A 17,627-nucleotide genomic window follows, 5' to 3' on the forward strand; every position below is an offset into this window, starting at 1 on the left:
TTTGAGTACAAACGGGGACAAATCGGGTCATTTCGCGGACAGGGAGTGCCTATCCGGCGTCGGAAATGATCCGCGCAACGTCGCCCGCATAGGCCTGCGCCTTTTTCTCCCCCACCCCGCTGATTTCACGCAGGGCGTCGGCGCCGTCCGGACGCTCGCGGGCGATTTCGGCGAGGGTGCGGTCATGGAAGATGACGTAGGGCGGAACGCCCCGCTCCTTGGCGAGGCCCGTGCGCCAGGAACGCAGCGCCTCGAAGAGGGTGAAGTCGCGCTCCGACAGATCGGCCATGACGGCGACCTTGGCGGCCCCCTTGGAGCGGGCCTTGCGGCGTGTGGCGGCGGGGTCTTCCCGAAGCGAGACGGTGCGTTCCCCCCGGAACAGCGCCTTGGCGGCCTCGGCATCAGGCACGACGAGGACCGGGCGCATCGCTTCGCCGCCTTCGGCCACCAGATCTTCATAGAGCAGCGCATCGAACACACGGTTCCAGCCCTGACGGGGCAACTCCTTACCGATACCAAAGGTGGAGAGCGCCGAAAGGTCGGTATCGAAACTGTCCTTTGCCTCGCCCAGCAGATGCTGCACCAGCCGGCCCCGGCCAATGCGCTGGCCGCAGCGCAGGACGGCGGAGACCGCCATCTGGGCATAACGGGACACATCGTGGCGCTGCCCCAACTCTCCCTTGCAGGCATCGCACACGCCGCAGGGTTCGACCGCCTCTTCGCCGAAATAGCGGCGGACAGCGGCGCGGCGGCATTCATCGCCATTGAAGAAGGCGAAGAGCTGTCGCGTCTTGGTGAGCTGGACGCGTTTGACCTCATCGGGCGCGTCGCTGGCATAGGTCCACTGCAGCGAGCGGTTCATGTCTGCCGGGCCATAGAGGGCGACGCCCTCGGCAGGCTCACCATCGCGCCCGCCCCGGCCGACTTCCTGCCAATAGGCTTCCAGCGTCTTGGGCGGATCGGCATGGATGACGAAGCGCACATCGGGTTTGTCGACGCCCATGCCGAAGGCGACGGTGGCGCACATCACCAGCCCCTCTTCCAGCAGGAAGCGGCGCTGGCGCGCAGCGCGGACCTCGGCGTCCAGCCCGGCATGATAGGCGAGCGAAGGCACGCCGGCTTTTTCCAGCGCTTCGGCCAGATCCTCCACGGCATTGCGGGTGGCGGCATAGACGATGCCGCTGGCCCCTGCCCGCGCGCGGACGAGCTGAACGACCCGGGCCGTGCGATTGCTCTCCTTGGGCTCTGCCGAAAGGATGAGATTGGGGCGATCAAAGCTGGCGACGTGAACGGCGGGATTGGTGAGATCGAGCTGGGCGAGGATATCGTCGCGCGTGCGGTTGTCAGCTGTGGCGGTCACCGCAAGGCGGGGCACGCCGCTGAACAGGGATTTGAGCCGGCCAAGGGCGCGGTAATCGGGGCGGAAATCATGGCCCCACTGGCTGACGCAGTGCGCTTCATCGACTGCGATCAGCGAGACCTGCATCCGGGCGAGCCGGTCTGCCAGGCCCGAGCCGAGCCCTTCGGGCGAGACATAGAGCAGGTCCATCTCTCCGCGCGCAGCCGCATCCAGCGCGGCAGTGCGGGCGTTGAAATCCATCGAGCTGTCGAGGCGTTCGGCGCGCACGCCCGCAAGCTTCAGCGCGTCCACCTGATCGGCCATCAGCGCGATCAGCGGCGAGACGACAATGCCGACGCCTTCGCGCAGCAGCGCCGGGATCTGATAGCAGAGCGACTTGCCCCCGCCGGTCGGCAACACGGCGAGGCCATCGCGCCCGGCCAGCGTATCGGCAATCACCGCCTCCTGCAGCCCGCGAAAGGCATCATAGCCATAGACACGCTTCAGCAGCGCGCGGGCATCGGCAAGGGTGGGCGGAGACGACATGACCCCCGCCTTCTGAGGAGATGCGGGGGCAAGGGCAAGAGGCGGGCGACAGGACTGGCGCCGCCCCCCTCGCCTGCCGGCTCAGCCGGAAGGGCGTGTGGATCTGCACGGCCCAGGACCAGACCTGACCTCAACGCAGACATTTGACACCCTAAAGCGCAATAAATGCGTTGCACCACCTGACCTACAGAGTGAAATATGTTTAATGATGTTTTTCTGTCGGGAAGGGGACCCCGAATGACACACTCAGATTCTGTTGATGTAACACCGCGATTGTTGGCAAAAATCCTGATCGCCGGACTATCGATACTCTTCGCACTGCACGTCTTTGCCCTGATCCTCTATCATGGCCTGGGGCATGACTATGCGATGGGGTATGTGCCGCTGACGCATATGGACATGGAAGCCAACATTCCGACCATGGCGTCATTCATGATGATGGCGCTTTGCGCCGGTGCGCTTGGCCTGATGGCATCACGCGAGACGGACAACAAACGACACAAGCGTGCCTGGGCATTGCTGGCGATACTCTTTGTACTCCTCGCGATGGATGAAGTTCTCATGTTTCATGAGCAGGTTGCCTCGCCGCTCACGCATACGGTGATGCAGGAAAACGCGCCGAGATTTGCCTGGATTGTGGCCTATGGCCTGCTGGTCGCAGCGGTCGGCGCATTCTTCCTGAAATGGTTTCTGGAACTGCGCCGCGATCTCCAAATCTCTCTTTTCATATCTGGCGCCATCTTCCTGAGCGGAGCGCTGGGCATGGAGTTCGCCGCGTCGAAATATGTGGAATCGCTGCCTGCCGGATACACAGATATCCGGACACTCACTTTTGACCTGATGGCCACTGTTGAAGAGATGCTGGAGTTTTCCGGCCTCGCCTATTTCCTCTTCACGCTGGTGAAAGAGCTGGGCGGCATCAGCATCCGGACGCCCCGGCTGGCAGAACACGCAGGCACCAGACAGTAAAACGGGCTGCCGAGAGTTCTGATGACGCGCCCTGGCGCGCCTCAGGCAACAAAATCGATCCTGTTGTCGTGGATCTCCGCGCGCAGGCTGGGGGCCTGTCGGCGGCGGGTTTCTTCGGCAAGGAACGCAAGAATGTCTTCGCGGGCAGGCAGGGGCTGGCCGGTGGCGGCTTCCCATTTGTCCGGTGGCGGAACATCGATGCTGAACCGGACGCGTCCGGCGCACATCTCGTGATAGAAGCGCAGGCGCAGGTCGCCTTCGATATAGACGATCGTGCCGGCGCGGGCATTGCCTTCAAATTCGAGGCGGCGGCCAAAGCGCGCGGCAAGGCGGCGGGTGGCCTCCGCGCGCAGCTCCAGATCCATGTCCGGAAGCGTGTTGCCGAGGCCGTCGCGGTAGAGGATGGGGCCTTCGGAACGCTCAGGCTGGGGCGGCGCCGCGGGTGGCAGGGCAGCGCCCGCCTCCAGCTTCAGCAGGGGGAGGATGTGGGACCAGCCATCTGAATGGGTGACCTCCACCCTATAGCGCCCCGGCGGCCAGGGGAACGTGGCGACCAGGATCTGAATACGGCCATTCAGGCGGGCGGTGAGCGGGCCTTCCTCGATCACGCCGCCGGGACCCGTGATGCGGAAGGCGTCATAGCCCGACCAGCCATCGGCCGGGAGCCAGAGCGTAACCTGCTGGGAACCGGGATAGACGGCAGCCTTTGCGCGCAGGAGGCCAATGCCTTCCGGGGCGCCTTCATTCTGCGCCGGGGCGAGGACAATCTCGCCGTCAAAGCCTTCCTTGCCTGCCATGTCGGCCCTTCCGCGCCCCCCATTCATGCGCCGCCAGCATGAATGCTATCCCGCCTACCGGTCTGCCCTGCCCCCGGCTGCGTCCCATATACCTGTCAACAACAACACCTTGCCGACAGGAGACTATCCATGATCGAACTCCGCCCCTTTGAGAAGCTCGGCCGGTTTCGCAATGACTGGCTGAACGCCCATTATCACTTCTCGTTCTCGGGCTATCACGACCCTTCCCGCGTTCACCACGGCGCCCTGCGCGTGTGGAATGACGACGAGATCCAGCCCCAGACCGGCTTTCCCCCGCACGGGCATGAGTCGATGGAGATCATCACCTATGTTCGCGAGGGCGCGATTACCCACAAGGACTCGCTGGGCAATCATGGCCGCACGGAAGCGGGCGATGTTCAGGTGATGAGCGCCGGCGCAGGTGTTCAGCACTCGGAATGGAACGCCGAAGACGATGTGACCAAGATCTTCCAGCTGTGGATCATTCCGCGCGTGCGCGGCGGCAAGCCGAGCTGGGGCGCGCGCCAGTTTCCCAAGAGCGACCGCTCCGGGCAATGGGCGGTGTTCGCCTCGGGCACCGGGGAGAATGACAGCCTGCGGATCAACCAGGATGCCAAGGTGATGGGCGCAACGGTGAAGGAAGGCGAAACGCTGACCTATGAGCTGCCCAAGGGCCGGTATGGCTATCTTGTGGTGGCGGACGGCGACGTGACCCTGAACGGGCAACGGCTGAAAGCCCGCGACGGAGCGGCCATTTCCGGCGGCGAAACGCTCACTCTCGAAGGTGTGAACTCCGCAGAGCTGGTTCTGGTCGATACCGTGTGACGCCTCACACCCTCGTGACTTCTTCGCCCGGCGGGGGCCTGTTACGCCTATCGGCATAGCAGCGCCCCTTGCCGGGCGTTTCGTTTCTGACAGGAGCAGACGCCATGAACACCCGACGTACCGGAATTGCCGCCGCCCTTGCCGCCATGGCCGCAGCCGCCTGCGGCATGAACTCGACCGCCGAAGGAGAGGTCAAGTCCGCCACCTCCACGGGGATGGACGCTTCCCACCTTTCCGACCAGCAGAAATATGTGACCCTGCATGACGGGACCGAACCGCCCTTCGATAATGCGTACTGGGACAACAAGGCCGACGGCATCTATGTTGACGCGATCTCCGGTGAGGCGCTTTTCTCCTCCACCGACAAGTTCGATTCAGGCACGGGCTGGCCAAGCTTCACCAAGCCGATCCATGAAAAGCTGGTCTCCGAATTTCAGGACGACACGCTGGGCATGAGCCGGACCGAGGTGCGCTCCTCCGGGGCGGACGCGCATCTGGGCCACCTGTTCGATGACGGGCCGAAGGAAACGGGCGGGCAGCGATACTGCATCAACTCCGCCAGCCTGAAGTTCATTCCGAAGGAAGACATGGCCGCCGAAGGCTATGGCGAATATCTCTACCTGTTCGTGGGGCAGGACGACAAATCCAAGGCCCGCAGCAAGGCGCCCTGATCCCTCTCACGACACGTCTCACGCAGGCGTGACTTCTTCGGCGGGTCGCCCTGCCCTATATTGAAACCATGATCCGGCCGGGGCCTTACCCGGCGCCTATCCGGGAGAGATGCCATGAAGAAACTGTTTGCGACCGCGATGCTGGCCGCTGTTCTGGTTCCGGCAGCCGCGGCGACTGAAATCAAGGTCAGCTACGGCCCCGACTTCACCAAGAAGCTGGAAGAAGACTACGGCATGAAGGAAGGCGAGACGCTGAGCGGCGAAGTTCAGCGCGACCTGACGCGCGAGCTGGAGAAAGCCGGCGTGGATGTGGCGCGGGTGGATGTGACCATCCTCGATGCCCGCCCCTCGCGGCCGACCTTCAAACAGGCGGGCGACACGCCGGGCCTCGACATGTTCCGCTCCGTCAGCATCGGCGGGATGAAGCTGAAAGCGATCGCCTATGACGCGGCGGGCACGCAGACCGGCGAGATGGAATATGACTGGTACGAGAACGACATCCGCAACGCCGGCCTGACGACCTGGCATGACGCAAGCCGCGCCTCTGACCGGTTTGCCCGGAAGTTCGCCAAGTCGCTCGACTAGCGCCCACCACAAGACACCAAGTTGGCCCGCACCCCTGGGGCCGCTCCCCGCCGCTGCCGTCTACCTCCAAGGGCGGCAGCGGCATTCCTGTTTTCAGGCAGTTGTTTTTCAGGCCTTGAGGTCGCCGCCCTCGATCCGGACGCTGAGCGTTTCGGGGGATTTGATATGCAGATCGCGCTGCGGCATCGAGACGTGGATCTCGTGTTTCTGGAGCGCGGAGTGCACGGCCCAGACATAGTCTGCCATCACTTTTTGCGGGCGCAGAACGGCTTCATCGGTGAGCCAGACGATCAGCTCGAATTCGAGGCGGAACTCGCCGAACTTTACCAGCCAGACCTGCGGCGTGTGATCGCCCCGGTCGTCGAATGTCCAGGGCACGGCTGCCGCCGCTTCCAGGCCCGCCTTCTGGACGCGCTCCTTATCCGTGTCATAGGCAACACCGAAGGGAACGTGGATACGCCGGCGTGCCTCAGTCATCGTCCAGTTGATCAGCTGGGCCTTGATGAAGGCCTCGTTGGGGACGATGATGTCGACATTGTCGTTGGTCATCACCAGGGTGGAGCGGAAGTTGATCTCCTTCACCACGCCGGAGAGACCTGACTGAAGCTCGATAAAGTCGCCCACTTTCAGGGACTTTTCGGCCAGGATGATGACCCCGGACATGAAGTTCGAGAACACCGATTGCAGGCCGAAACCGATGCCGACGCCGAGGGCACCCGAGAAGAAGGTGAGCGCGGTAACGTTCACGCCCAGGAAGTTCAGCGCGAACAGGGCCGCGACGATCATCACGCCGATCTTGATGCTCTGCCCGAGCAGGCCGCCGACGGAGGCTGGCAGGTCCGGCGAGCCGCGCAGCTGGGACTGGGCGACATTGCCGATCAGGCGGCCAAGCCACAGCGCGAACCAGGCCAGCGCAATGCTGATCAGGATACGGAGGACAGAGACTTCGTGGTCACCAAAATCGATGAGGAGGGTGTTCAGCCAGCGCGTAAACGGGCGCAGCCAGCCGACGATGTAAAGCGCAGTCAACGCCCAGGCAAAATAGGCAATCACCTTCGACCAGAAGCCGCGCCGCATGCTGGCCGCGAAGATGCGCACGAGAATCCAGGCAAGCAGGAGGCTGGTGGTAATGTGCAGCGTGTTGTTGCCGACGCCTAACGCCTCGAAGCCCGCCGTGGCCGCCCCCAGCAGGATGACGGTGAGCACCGGCCAGACGATGCGTGAGAGGGAATGATAGGCCAGGAGGACAAAGTCGATCCGGCCGCGTTTCTCGGCCGCCTCCATCAGCTTCTTCTTCGGGAAGCGCGAGAGCAGGTATCCCAGAGCCGAGCAGAGCGCGAGCGCGCCGAGTTGCCAGAGCGTGTCCGGCGAGCTCAGCTCATGCCGCGCGGCCTCGATCAGCCGTGTGATGGACTCCTGGATTTCTGCGATCAGCGGGGCCGCAGCTTCCGGCTGCAGCAGATCTAGGCTCATTCCTCTGGCCAATCCTCAAAGGCGTTGAATCGACAAGGCGAAACCTTATCGGCCTCCCCTGCCCTTGCAACCCCGGCATTACGTCTCAGACGCGCTTGAGGACGAGTTCGCAGCGTTCGTTGAGGCTGGGGCGGGCGACGGCGACGCGGGCGAGGCCGGGGAGGGTTTGGCCGAGGTCGGCAGCCGCCCAGAGGCAGATGCGCTCCAGGGTCGGGACTTCCAGGCCTTCAATCTCGTTGAGGAGCTTGTGGTCGAGCTTGGCGGCGGTTGCCTCGAGCGTGGCGGTGAGGTGGCTGAAATCTTCCACCCATTGCTCGCCGGGCTTCACCACGCCGGCAACGGTGGCTTCCAGACGGAAGGAATGGCCGTGCACCGAGCGATAGGGATGGCCCTCAGGCTTGCCGCCCATGAAGTGAGCCGCCTCGAAGAACACCGCCTTCGAGATTTCGAAAATCTGGCCTTCTGCCTTCAAGGCAGCCCGGTCAGTTTGTGGGTTTGCAAGCTCAGTCGCCATTTCGGATTCTTCAAGCAATAATCTGCCACCGCCGCCACATGGCTGACGCTGGGTCCATCGTCCCTCGGTTGGAGGAAAAAGTGCTCAAAGTCCAGTGTTTCAAAGCATTCCGGTTGCGCCTCAGCCTCCGTTTGAGGGTAAACGAGCTTTAACTCGTTGCCCGTTTTCTGGGCGAGCGGAGCGTTGGCCTTGGGGCTGACGCAGATCCAGTCAATCGAGGCCGGTGCCGGCAGGGTGCCGTTGGTCTCGATGGCGATTTCGAAACCGGCAGCATGGAGCGCGTCGATCAGGGGTTCGTCGAGCTGCATCAGCGGCTCGCCGCCCGTGCAGACGACATAAGGCTTGCCCCCGGAGGAGGCGTTTGCCGCCCAGATGGCCTGCACATGGGCCGCCAGCAGGCCGGGTTCGCGGAACTTGCCGCCCCCTTCCCCATTCGTGCCGATGAAATCGGTGTCGCAGAAGCGGCAGACGGCTTTCTCCCGGTCCCGCTCCAGCCCGCTCCAGAGGTTGCAGCCGGCAAAGCGCAGGAACACCGCCGCGCGGCCAGTATGGGCGCCTTCGCCCTGCAGAGTGTAGAAGGCTTCCTTGACAGAGTAGGTCATGCCGCGCTGCCCCGGCCCGCCTGCCAGCGCTGCCAGCCACCGGCGCGCAACTCGCAGGCCGGGCATGTGCCGCAGCCATAACCCCAGCCATGCCGGGCGCCGCGTTCCCCCAGATAACAGGTGTGGGTTTCTTCCGTGATGAGGGCGACCAGCTTCTCGCCGCCCAGCTCCAGGGCGAGCTGCCAGGTGGCGGCCTTGTCGAGATACATCAGCGGGGCATCAATGCGGATGTCGGCGTCGAGGCCGAGGCGGAGGGTTTCTTCCTGCGCCTTGAGGGTGGCGGCGCGGCAGTCGGGATAGCCCGAATAATCCGTCTCGCACATGCCGCCGACGAGAACACCATGCCCGCGCCGGGAGGCCAGCGCGCCCGCCAGCGTGAAGAAGAGGAGGTTTCGGCCCGGAACAAAGGTGTTCGGCAGGCCCGCCTCGGTCATCGCGATCTCGACTTCATGCGTCATGGCAGTGGCGCCCAGCGCCTTCAGCACGGAGGCGTCCACCATATGGTCTTCCCCGAGCTTGGCGCCCCATGCAGGAAACGTCGCGCGAATCGCGGCGAGCAGTTTCGGCCGGCAGGCGAGCTCGACGGAATGGCGCTGGCCATAATCGAAGCCGATCGTCTCCACCCGGTCGAACCGGTCCAGCGCCCAGGCGAGGCAGGTGGCGGAGTCCTGGCCACCGGAAAAAAGCACGAGCGCAGAGGAAGGATCATGTGTCATTGCCGCGATTTATCAGCGGCGCCGGGCCTGGCCAAGGCTTGGCTGCTGAAGGCGTATCATTTTTGACACCCGTGCAAATAGTTTCGCATTCCCTTAGGAGAGGACAATTGACACAGCGCGCGCCATGGCTTTGTGATTACATCGAAGCCATCCCGCCAAAGAGGAAGGCTCACTAAAATCATTAATTCGGGACCGAATAATCGGCCCGAGGGGAGGAAAATCAGAAATGAGCCGGAAAACAGACTCGAAGTACGTCTTGTTGGCAGGCGCTTCGGCGCTCGCCATCAGCTTCTTCGGTGCAGCCCATGCCCAAGAAGAGACCGCGCCAGACAATGACCGTCGCCTGGGCACCGTCACCGTCACCACGCAGAAAGTCGAGCAATCCATTCAGGACGTTCCGATCGCCGTTTCGGCTTTCGACGAAGACGCCCTGAATAAATTGCAGCTTTCGGGCGGCCCTGATCTCGTCAAATCTATTCCGAACGTGTCGTTCACGCGCGGCCACTTCAACGGCTACAACTTCAAGATCCGCGGCATCGGCGCCGACCTTGTCGCCCAGTCGGGCGATGCCGGCGTCGGCATCCACCAGAACGATGTTCCGCTCACGGCAAACCGCCTGTTCGAAGCGGAATTCTTCGACATGGAGCGGATCGAGGTGCTGCGTGGCCCGCAGGGAACGCTGTATGGCCGGAACGCAACGGGCGGCGTGTTCAACGCCATTACCGCCAAGCCGGTTCTCGAAGAGTGGCAGGGCAATGCGTCCGTGACTCTCGGCAACTACAATACCCGCAAATACAAAGGCATGGTCAACGTGCCGATCGGCGAGAAGGTCGCTGTGCGTCTGGCCGGCTCCTACCTCGAGCGCAGCGGCTATGCGGACAACGCCGTCACGGGCCGCTCGATCGATGGCCGCGAGCTTTACGGCATCCGGGCCACGGTGCTCGCGGAGCCGACCGACCGCATTCGCGGCTGGCTCTCCTACGAATATTTCGAGGAAGATGATGACCGTCTGCGCGTCGGCAAGCAGCTGTGTAAGAAAGATCCGCTGGAAACCTCCTATGCGGGCATTCCAATCAGCTTCCTTGACCAGACTGTAACCTCGCTCGGCTGTCAGGCTGCACCGCTGTCGCAAATGGACGGCCGCGTGAACTCGGTCGGTACGCTGGGCGGTGGCATGGGTGTTCTGGCCGGCCTGCTGAGCGGCGACGCCTTCACGCAACCTGCCAACCTGAACCTGCGTGAAATCGAATCCGCATACGATCCGCAATTCTACGCGGACCAGGAGCTGATCACCGGCAAGCTGGAATTCGACCTGACCGACAGCCTGCGACTGACCTATCTGGGCAGTTACAGCGAAACCAGCTCGGTCTCGGTTGAGGACTACAACAAGCAATCGCCGACCATCGCCTTCAACGCCAATGGCGTGCCCCTCTTCGGCTCGCTGGACACAACCTTCGGGGCCGGCTTCAGCGCCGCCCTGTATCAGGGCCTGTTCCCCGGCGGCGTGGTGAACGATCCGATCCTTGGCGCCTCCAGCTTCTTCCGCACGTTCGACGTGGCCGGCGGCAGCTCTGAGCAGGTCTCGCACGAGCTTCGTCTGCAGTCAGACTATGATGGCCCCTTCAACTTCAACCTCGGTGTCATCGCGGTTGACTATGAAGCCATCGATCCGCAGGCGAACAACACCGACGGCTATTTCGTGATCTCGAACTCGCTGACGGCGCTTGCAATGCTCAACAACGCGCTGGGTGGCGCGCTGTTCTGTGCGGCGGGTACGCCTTGCGCCGCAGCCATCCCGGCGGGCCCTGGACGCGAAGTGCCGCTCGACACTGCCGGCACGATCGAAGGGCTCGACTTCTCCGGCCTCGGCGGTCAGTACTTCCGCTCGCTGTCACCGTATGAGCTGAGCTCGGTAGCTGTGTTCGGCGAAGGTTATTACGACATCTCCGACAATCTGAAGGCGACGGTCGGCCTGCGCTATACGCAGGATGAGAAGAGCCAGCAGAACGTCCCCACCTTCCTGTTCGTGCCGGCTGGCGTTTATGGCCCCGGGACTTCGCAGAACGGTGTTCCAATCAACCCGGCCTCCATCCCCGGCGCAGCCGCAGATGCAGGCGGCGATGGTACGTTCAACTCGAAGTTCGAGGAAGTGACGGGCCGCGCGGGTCTCGACTGGCGTCCGGACCTGGGCTTCACGGATGATACGCTGATCTACGGCTTCTATTCGCGGGGCTATAAAGGCGGTGGCATCAACCCGCCGCAACCAGCCGACAACCCGAACGCCTTCAACCAGTTCTTCGATCCGGAGTTCATCAACTCCTATGAAATCGGGACGAAGAACACGCTGGCCAACGGCTCGCTGCAGCTGAACGCCACCGGCTTCTACTATGACTACCAAGGCTACCAGATCACCCAGATCATCAACCGGACCTCGGTGAACTTCAACATCGACTCCAAGATCAAGGGCCTCGAGATCGAGTCGATCTGGAACCCGGTGTCGACCCTGGTGCTGAACACCAATATCGGCCTGCTCGACAGCGAGATCGGCGATGTCTACTCGATCGACGTGCTTGACCGCACGAACGGCCGCGCAGACCTTGTGGCTCTCAAGAACACGTCGAACTACACCAACTGTGTGATCTCGGCGCAGGGCTACGCTACGGTTCTGGGCGCCATTCAGGCCAACCCTGCCCTGACCGGCATCACCCGCAACCTGTGCAACAACCAAATTCCGGCCGCGCTCGGCGGACGGGCTGGACTTGAAGCCGCGCTCGGCCTGTCGGGCGTGACGGTCACCTACACCGATGCTTCCGGTACGGTGCGCACGGCTACGGCTCTCGAGCCGATCGAAGGCGACGCCGTGAACCTCAAGGGCAACACCATGCCGGGCGCTCCGGACACGACGATCAATATCGGCGTGGAATACACCTGGCTGCCGGGTTCGTTCGGCGACTGGGGCCTGACGGGCCGCGTCGACTATTACAACCAGTCGTCCAGCTTCAGCCGCGTCTACAACTCGGCGCGCGACGAGCTGCCGACCTGGGACAACCTCAACGCCTCGCTGGCATTCTACAATGACACGCACGGCCTGCGGGTTGAACTGTTCGGCAAGAACATCGCCAACGAGACAGCCATCACGGGTGCTTACCTGACCGATGACTCCTCGGGCCTGTTCACCAACATCTTCCTGACCGAGCCGCGCACCTACGGCATCGCGCTCACGAAGAGCTGGTAAGCGGTCATTCCGCACGACGATCAGGGGGCGGTCTTCCGGGCCGCCCCTTTTTCATTGGCGGAGACGCCGGAACACCTTATCTCTGGCCCACTCACAGTTCGCGCGTTCCCCCTGCACGCATAGCCACAGGAGCCGGCATGACCGCCCCTTCCCGCCTTAGCCTGATCACCCCGCTCGCCCTTATCCTCGCCGCATGCGGCGCACCTTCTGCGCCCGTCGGTGGCAACGCGGCGGCGCCTGCCGCCGAAGGGATGGTCAAGGGCGTTTCCCTGGAACTCGTCGCGCCGGCTGAGCAGCCCTGGGGCATGGCCTTCCTGCCCGATGGCGGCTTGCTGTTCACAGAGAAAGAAGGCGGCCTGAAATTCTTTGCCGCCGGCAGCGCCCCTGCCCCGGTCTCCGGCCTGCCGGAAGCCTATGTCGAGGGCCAGGCCGGTTATCTCGGCATCGCGCTGGACCCGGACTTTGCCAGCAACCGGCTTGTCTATGTCTCGATCTCGACGGGCACGGCAGCCGCAAACTCCACCGCCGTGTTCCGCGGCAGCCTCACGGCAGACAATTCCGCGCTGGAGAATGTTCAGCAAATCTTCAAGGCAGACGACCGCGACACCGCCTATCACTACGGATCGCGCCTCGTCTTCGGCAAGGATGGCAAGCTGTTCGTTTCGCTTGGCGAAGGCTTCAAATACAAGGACGACGCCCAGAACCCGCAGAACACGCATGGCACGATCGTGCGCATCAATCCGGATGGGTCGGTTCCGGCTGATAATCCGTTTGCAGATGGTGTGGACGGCAAGCCGGAAGTCTGGTCTTACGGGCACCGCAACGTGCAGGGCCTCTATTATGACGCAGAGACCGACACGCTGTGGGAAACCGAGCACGGCCCCAAGGGCGGCGATGAGCTCAACATCATCCAGCCGGGCGTGAACTATGGCTGGCCGAAGATCACCTATGGCGTAAACTACGATGGCACGATCATCACCAACGACACCAAGGCAGAAGGCCTTGCCCAACCGGAAATATTCTGGGTGCCGTCCATCGCGCCGGCGGGCCTGACCAAGCTGACCAGCGACAAATATCCCGGCTGGGAAGGCGACCTCTTCGCCGGTGGCATGAACGGCCCGGCAGGCCTCGTCCTTGTGCGGATCGATCTGGAAGATGGCAAGGCCATCGGCAAGGAAGACCTGCTGAAGGACGAGATGCCGATCCGCGATGTGGTGCAGGGCCCCGACGGCTATCTCTATGTCGCCAACAAGGATTTCGACGGCATCTTCCGCGTCGTGCCCAACGAGTAAGCCAATGCGCCTGGCGGGCCGCGCCCTTCCCCCAGGGAGAGCGGCCCCGCCCCAAAAAGAAACGGCCCCGCCATCTGGCAGGGCCGTTTTTCTTTGCCGGCAAGTCGCCTGGCCGCTCAGTCCTTATCGGTGAGCGGGACGCCGTAAAGCTCCAGCCGGTGATCCACCAGCCGGTAGCCAAGCTTGCGGGCGATTTCTTCCTGCAGTTTCTCGATCTCTTCGGAATGGAATTCCACAACCTGGCCGGTTTTCACATCGATCAGGTGGTCATGGTGCTCGGCTGGCACTTCTTCATACCGCGCGCGGCCATCGCGGAAGTCATGCGCCTGAATGATGCCGGCATCTTCAAACAGTTTGACCGTGCGATAGACGGTCGCCAGCGAGATCGACGCATCGAGGGAATTGGCACGCCGGTGCAGCTCCTCAGCGTCGGGGTGGTCATCCGCCACCGACAGCACGCGGGCAATAACGCGCCGGGGCTCCGTCATGCGGAGGCCCTTCTCAATGCAGAGTTTTTCTAGTCTATCCATGGCCCCTAAATGCCCTCGCCTTGGCAGCTTGTCCAGTTCAACCTTGTCATCCGGTCTTGAGGTGGCGGGCGAAGAATTCGAGCGTGCGGCCCCAGGCGAGGGCAGCGGCCTCCGGATTGAAGCGGGGCGTCGTATCATTGTGGAAGCCGTGCTGTGTGCCCTCATAGACATAGGCCTCATAGGGCTTTCCCGCCGCCTTCAGCGCGGCCTCATAGGAGACCCAGCCTTCATTGACGCGCGGATCGTCGCTGGCGAGGTGGATCTGCAGCGGCACTTCCAGCTGCGCAGCCGCCTCACCCGCCGGCCAGCCGCCATAATAGGGCACCGAGGCCTTCAGCCAGGGCAGGCTGACGGCGAGCTGGTTGGCCATCGCGCCGCCAAAGCAGAAGCCGGTAACCCCAACCACGCCATTGACCGCCTCATGCGTGCGCAGGAATTCCGCCCCGGCGATGAAATCGGCCAGCATTTCCTCGCGCGTGCGCTGGGCCTGCAGGGCGCGGCCATCATCGTCATTTCCCGGATAACCGCCGAGGGGATAGAGCGCGTCCGGCCCCAGCGCGACATAGCCGGCCTTGGCGGCGCGGCGCGTCACATCGCGGATATGGGGGTTCAGTCCGCGATTCTCATGGATCACCAGGATCGCCGGCAGCGGGCCGGTGGCGCCAGCTGGACGCACCAGATAGCCGCCCATCGTGCCGGCGCCATCCGGAGAGGAATAGGCGATCTCTTCTTCGATGAGGTCCGCTTCGCCGGTCGCCGTCTGGGCCCTGCCATAGTCCGGCATCACGCAGGCTGCGAGCATCGACACGGTGATCGCCCCGCCCGCATACTTGCTGAGACGCGCAAAGAAATCGCGGCGCGAAAGATCGCCATGGCAATAAGCGTCGTAGAGGCGGAACACCTCCTTCGGAATCTCGATATCGGTCTGGTTTCCGCTTTGGTGTCCGTCGGCCATGGCTGATCTCCCTGGAGGCAGGCAGGAGTATAGAGCGGGCGGCGGGGCGGGCCAGCCTCAACGGGCGAGCGTCTTGCCTAGCCGATGCCCCGCGACATCAAGATCGCGTCAACCGGCGCGGCGCGCCCGGCCGTGTAGTAGCGCGGGCGGTGGCCATCGGTGGCAAAGCCCAGCCGCGCATAAAGGCGCCGGGCGGATGTGTTGTCCTCCGCCACGTCCAGCAGCAGGCGCGCATTGCCGCCCGAGACCAGCGCCGGGATCGCCGCCTCAATCAGGCGCCCGGCGAGCCCCTGCCCGCGCCGCGCGGGGGCGGTGGCAATTGTCAGCAGCTCGCTGTCGCCCGCCGCCGACTGGAACAGCGCAAAGGCGAGCAGCGCGCCGTCTTCCTCCAGCCCGAGCGCCAGCACATTGCCGGCATCAATCAGCCCGCCGATGGAGCCCACGCTCCACGGATCGGCAAATCCCTCCGCATGCAGCGCAGCGGCTGCCTCTGCATCATCAGGCGTCAGAGGGCGCAGGGTTTGGGTCATCAGGGATCACGCAGACAGAGAATTCCAGCGCGGGCGGACATTCAGCATTGATCGCCGCGCCCTGCTTCTGTTACTTCGCCTGCCCTTTGCTCCAGCACAAGGCTGCAAGATGACCCAGGCGACTTCCACGCTCGGCCTCGACTTTGGCACGACCAACAGCGTTGCCTCGCTTGCCAATCCCGATGGCACGACCGAGGCGATGAATTTCAGCCATGCCGGCGAGACTTTCTCGGCCTGCCGGTCCGTGCTGTGTTTCTGGCGCGACGAGGATGAAGCGCGCGCGATGATGGAGATCGGCCCCTGGGCAATCGACCAGTTCCTGGAACTCGGCGGGGATTGCCGGTTCATCCAGTCGTTCAAGACCTTTGCCGCCAGCCCCCTCTTCGTGTCCACCGTGATCCAGAACCGCAACTGGCAGTTCGAAGACTTGCTGGCCGCCTATCTGCGCCGGCTGGGCGAGCGGGCGGGAACGCCCTGGCCTTCGCGCGTAGTGATGGGGCGGCCCGTGCGCTTTGCGGGGGCGCAGGCCGATGAGAGCCTCGCGCGCAAACGCTATGAAACCGCGCTGGAGCGCCTCGGCTTCGAGACGATCCTTCACGTCTACGAGCCTGTCGCGGCGGCCTTCTTCTATGCACAGCGCCTGACGGCGGCCTCGACAATCCTGGTCGCCGATTTCGGCGGCGGCACGAGCGACTTCTCGATTATCCGGTTTGATCCGGCGGGCGGCAAACTGCACGCGCAGGCGCTTTCCCATTCGGGCATCGGGATCGCGGGCGACGCGTTTGACCAGAAGATCATCGAGCATGTGGTCGCCCCCCTCTTCGGCAAAGGCAGCACCTTCCAGAGCAATGGCAAGACGCTGCCGGTGCCTTCCTCCTTCTACAGCCGGTTTGCGCAATGGAACCAGCTTTCGATCATGCGCCACACACGCGACTATGCAGATCTTCTGAAGATGGTGCATGTGTCCGACCAGCCTGCATTGATCCAGGCTTTCATCGACTTCCTGGAAGCTGATGCGAGTTACCTGCTCTATCGCTCGGTGGCGCGGGCAAAGTCGGATCTCTCGGCGGCCGATGGCGCGCGCTTCAGCCTGCAGGCCGGCAGCCTGAACATCGAGCGCGACATTACGCGGGCGGAATTCGACGACTGGATCAGCGAAGATGTCGGCGCGATCCGCGAGACGGTTGACCTTGCGCTGGCGCGCGGTGGTCTGCGCACGGATGAAATTGACCGGGTGTTCCTGACCGGCGGCACGTCTTACGTGCCCGCGCTGCGACGCAGCTTCGAAGACCAGTTCGGCGCAGGCAAGGTGGAAACCGGCGACCAGTTCGTGTCCATCGCGCACGGGCTGGCGCTGATCGCGCAGCAGGATGATCTGGAGCCCTGGCTGGCGCGGGAGGCCTAAGCCTTCGGCGTCGGCAGGGTCGCGTCCGGCGCGCGGGCATAGACCGGCGTAGGCGGATGATCTGCAGGATCGAAGCGGGCCGCTTTCAGCGCGGCGGTGACCGCGCTTGGGCGCATCGGGCGTATGTCGAGCTTTGCGGCCTGATCACCCAGCGCTTCGGCCCCATCCATGAAGATCGGCGCGTGGAAGCCTTCCAGCATGGCGGAAAGGGCGGCGAGGCCGACTTCCTGCACCGGGGCAATGCCGGCATCATTGGCAACGCCCTGCACCCACCAGGTCTGGTCCGGCGGGCGGCGCTGCGCCATCAGCGCGCCAAGGGCGGCCCCTTCCATGCCGGCGGGAATGGCCGCTTCAAGGCTGGTGACACCGACGGACGGCGCGCCGGTGACCAGCGACAGGCCGCGCACATAGGACACCCCGATGCGCAAGCCGGTGAAACTGCCCGGCCCGGTGACGACCGCAAACCGGCCGACATCGCCAAAGCCTGCCCCCTCTTCCCGCAGCAGCGCCTCGACAAAGCCGGGCAGCGCCTTTTCCTGTCCGCGCGGCAGCGTCTCCCGGGCGTCGGCAAGGATTTCTCCGTCGCGCACCAGAGCGGCTTCCATCGTGGTGAAGGCAGTATTCAGGGCAAGGATCAGCATCA

17 protein-coding genes are annotated in these 17,627 nt (G+C 63.6%); 7 read left to right on the forward strand and 10 right to left on the reverse strand.

Annotated elements, in window-relative coordinates:
* Positions 1 to 49 precede the first annotated feature (49 nt).
* Complete coding sequence (gene recQ, locus K1X12_RS01140) at positions 50 to 1,885, reverse strand: DNA helicase RecQ (RefSeq protein WP_220985807.1); 1,836 nt, start codon at positions 1,883 to 1,885, stop codon at positions 50 to 52.
* 237 nt (positions 1,886 to 2,122) lie between these two features.
* Here recQ and K1X12_RS01145 point away from each other — a divergent pair, with 237 nt between their 5' ends.
* Complete coding sequence (locus K1X12_RS01145; protein WP_220985808.1) at positions 2,123 to 2,854, forward strand: DUF8692 domain-containing protein; 732 nt, start codon at positions 2,123 to 2,125, stop codon at positions 2,852 to 2,854.
* Between the two features lie 41 nt (positions 2,855 to 2,895).
* Here K1X12_RS01145 and K1X12_RS01150 read toward each other — a convergent pair whose 3' ends face one another.
* Entirely contained in the window at positions 2,896 to 3,651 is a 756-nt protein-coding gene (locus K1X12_RS01150) for a hypothetical protein (protein ID WP_220985809.1), read from the reverse strand.
* A 129-nt stretch (positions 3,652 to 3,780) separates the two neighbouring features.
* Here K1X12_RS01150 and K1X12_RS01155 point away from each other — a divergent pair, with 129 nt between their 5' ends.
* From K1X12_RS01155 to K1X12_RS01165, 3 genes are all read left to right on the forward strand, one after another.
* On the forward strand, positions 3,781 to 4,476 hold the full coding sequence (locus K1X12_RS01155; RefSeq protein ID WP_220985810.1) for a pirin family protein: 696 nt from the start codon (positions 3,781 to 3,783) through the stop codon (positions 4,474 to 4,476).
* A 215-nt stretch (positions 4,477 to 4,691) separates the two neighbouring features.
* Positions 4,692 to 5,147: a peptide-methionine (R)-S-oxide reductase MsrB gene (gene msrB / locus K1X12_RS01160; protein WP_220988760.1), complete on the forward strand. Its 456-nt coding sequence runs from the start codon at positions 4,692 to 4,694 to the stop codon at positions 5,145 to 5,147.
* A gap of 114 nt (positions 5,148 to 5,261) precedes the next feature.
* The gene (locus tag K1X12_RS01165) at positions 5,262 to 5,732 is read left to right on the forward strand and encodes a hypothetical protein (RefSeq protein ID WP_225907825.1); all 471 of its coding nucleotides are present in this window, start codon (positions 5,262 to 5,264) and stop codon (positions 5,730 to 5,732) included.
* Positions 5,733 to 5,840: 108 nt separating this feature from the next.
* Here K1X12_RS01165 and K1X12_RS01170 read toward each other — a convergent pair whose 3' ends face one another.
* The 4 genes from K1X12_RS01170 to queC all read right to left on the reverse strand — a co-directional run bounded on the left by K1X12_RS01170 (position 5,841) and on the right by queC (position 9,037).
* Entirely contained in the window at positions 5,841 to 7,205 is a 1,365-nt protein-coding gene (locus K1X12_RS01170) for a mechanosensitive ion channel family protein (RefSeq protein ID WP_220985811.1), read from the reverse strand.
* A gap of 85 nt (positions 7,206 to 7,290) precedes the next feature.
* Positions 7,291 to 7,719: a 6-carboxytetrahydropterin synthase gene (locus tag K1X12_RS01175; protein ID WP_220985812.1), complete on the reverse strand. Its 429-nt coding sequence runs from the start codon at positions 7,717 to 7,719 to the stop codon at positions 7,291 to 7,293.
* Complete coding sequence (gene queE / locus K1X12_RS01180) at positions 7,674 to 8,321, reverse strand: 7-carboxy-7-deazaguanine synthase (protein WP_220985813.1); 648 nt, start codon at positions 8,319 to 8,321, stop codon at positions 7,674 to 7,676. The genes K1X12_RS01175 and queE overlap by 46 nt, the downstream gene beginning before the upstream one ends.
* A complete protein-coding gene (gene queC / locus K1X12_RS01185; RefSeq protein ID WP_220985814.1) occupies positions 8,318 to 9,037 on the reverse strand; it encodes a 7-cyano-7-deazaguanine synthase QueC in 720 nt (239 codons plus the stop codon). The genes queE and queC overlap by 4 nt, the downstream gene beginning before the upstream one ends.
* Before the next feature lie 226 nt (positions 9,038 to 9,263).
* Here queC and K1X12_RS01190 point away from each other — a divergent pair, with 226 nt between their 5' ends.
* Positions 9,264 to 12,272 carry a TonB-dependent receptor gene (locus K1X12_RS01190; protein ID WP_220985815.1) on the forward strand — a complete coding sequence of 1,003 codons (3,009 nt, stop codon included), beginning with the start codon at positions 9,264 to 9,266 and terminating at the stop codon, positions 12,270 to 12,272.
* 137 nt (positions 12,273 to 12,409) lie between these two features.
* Positions 12,410 to 13,564: a PQQ-dependent sugar dehydrogenase gene (locus K1X12_RS01195; protein ID WP_220985816.1), complete on the forward strand. Its 1,155-nt coding sequence runs from the start codon at positions 12,410 to 12,412 to the stop codon at positions 13,562 to 13,564.
* A gap of 116 nt (positions 13,565 to 13,680) precedes the next feature.
* Here K1X12_RS01195 and K1X12_RS01200 read toward each other — a convergent pair whose 3' ends face one another.
* The 3 genes from K1X12_RS01200 to K1X12_RS01210 all read right to left on the reverse strand — a co-directional run bounded on the left by K1X12_RS01200 (position 13,681) and on the right by K1X12_RS01210 (position 15,579).
* Positions 13,681 to 14,094 carry a Fur family transcriptional regulator gene (locus K1X12_RS01200; RefSeq protein ID WP_220985817.1) on the reverse strand — a complete coding sequence of 138 codons (414 nt, stop codon included), beginning with the start codon at positions 14,092 to 14,094 and terminating at the stop codon, positions 13,681 to 13,683.
* Positions 14,095 to 14,140: 46 nt separating this feature from the next.
* Positions 14,141 to 15,049 carry a dienelactone hydrolase family protein gene (locus tag K1X12_RS01205; protein ID WP_220985818.1) on the reverse strand — a complete coding sequence of 303 codons (909 nt, stop codon included), beginning with the start codon at positions 15,047 to 15,049 and terminating at the stop codon, positions 14,141 to 14,143.
* A gap of 77 nt (positions 15,050 to 15,126) precedes the next feature.
* Positions 15,127 to 15,579, reverse strand: a complete 453-nt coding sequence (locus K1X12_RS01210; RefSeq protein ID WP_220985819.1) for a GNAT family N-acetyltransferase — start codon at positions 15,577 to 15,579, stop codon at positions 15,127 to 15,129.
* Positions 15,580 to 15,688: 109 nt separating this feature from the next.
* On the opposite strand from K1X12_RS01210, the gene K1X12_RS01215 reads away from it, so the two are divergent.
* The gene (locus tag K1X12_RS01215) at positions 15,689 to 16,984 is read left to right on the forward strand and encodes an Hsp70 family protein (RefSeq protein ID WP_220985820.1); all 1,296 of its coding nucleotides are present in this window, start codon (positions 15,689 to 15,691) and stop codon (positions 16,982 to 16,984) included.
* Here the strand turns inward: K1X12_RS01215 and tsaB are convergent.
* Positions 16,981 to 17,625: a tRNA (adenosine(37)-N6)-threonylcarbamoyltransferase complex dimerization subunit type 1 TsaB gene (tsaB, locus tag K1X12_RS01220; RefSeq protein WP_220985821.1), complete on the reverse strand. Its 645-nt coding sequence runs from the start codon at positions 17,623 to 17,625 to the stop codon at positions 16,981 to 16,983. The genes K1X12_RS01215 and tsaB overlap by 4 nt on opposite strands.
* Positions 17,626 to 17,627: the final 2 nt, after the last annotated feature.

It is taken from the genome of Hyphomonas sediminis, assembly GCF_019679475.1.
Taxonomy (GTDB): Bacteria; Pseudomonadota; Alphaproteobacteria; order Caulobacterales; family Hyphomonadaceae; genus Hyphomonas; species Hyphomonas sediminis.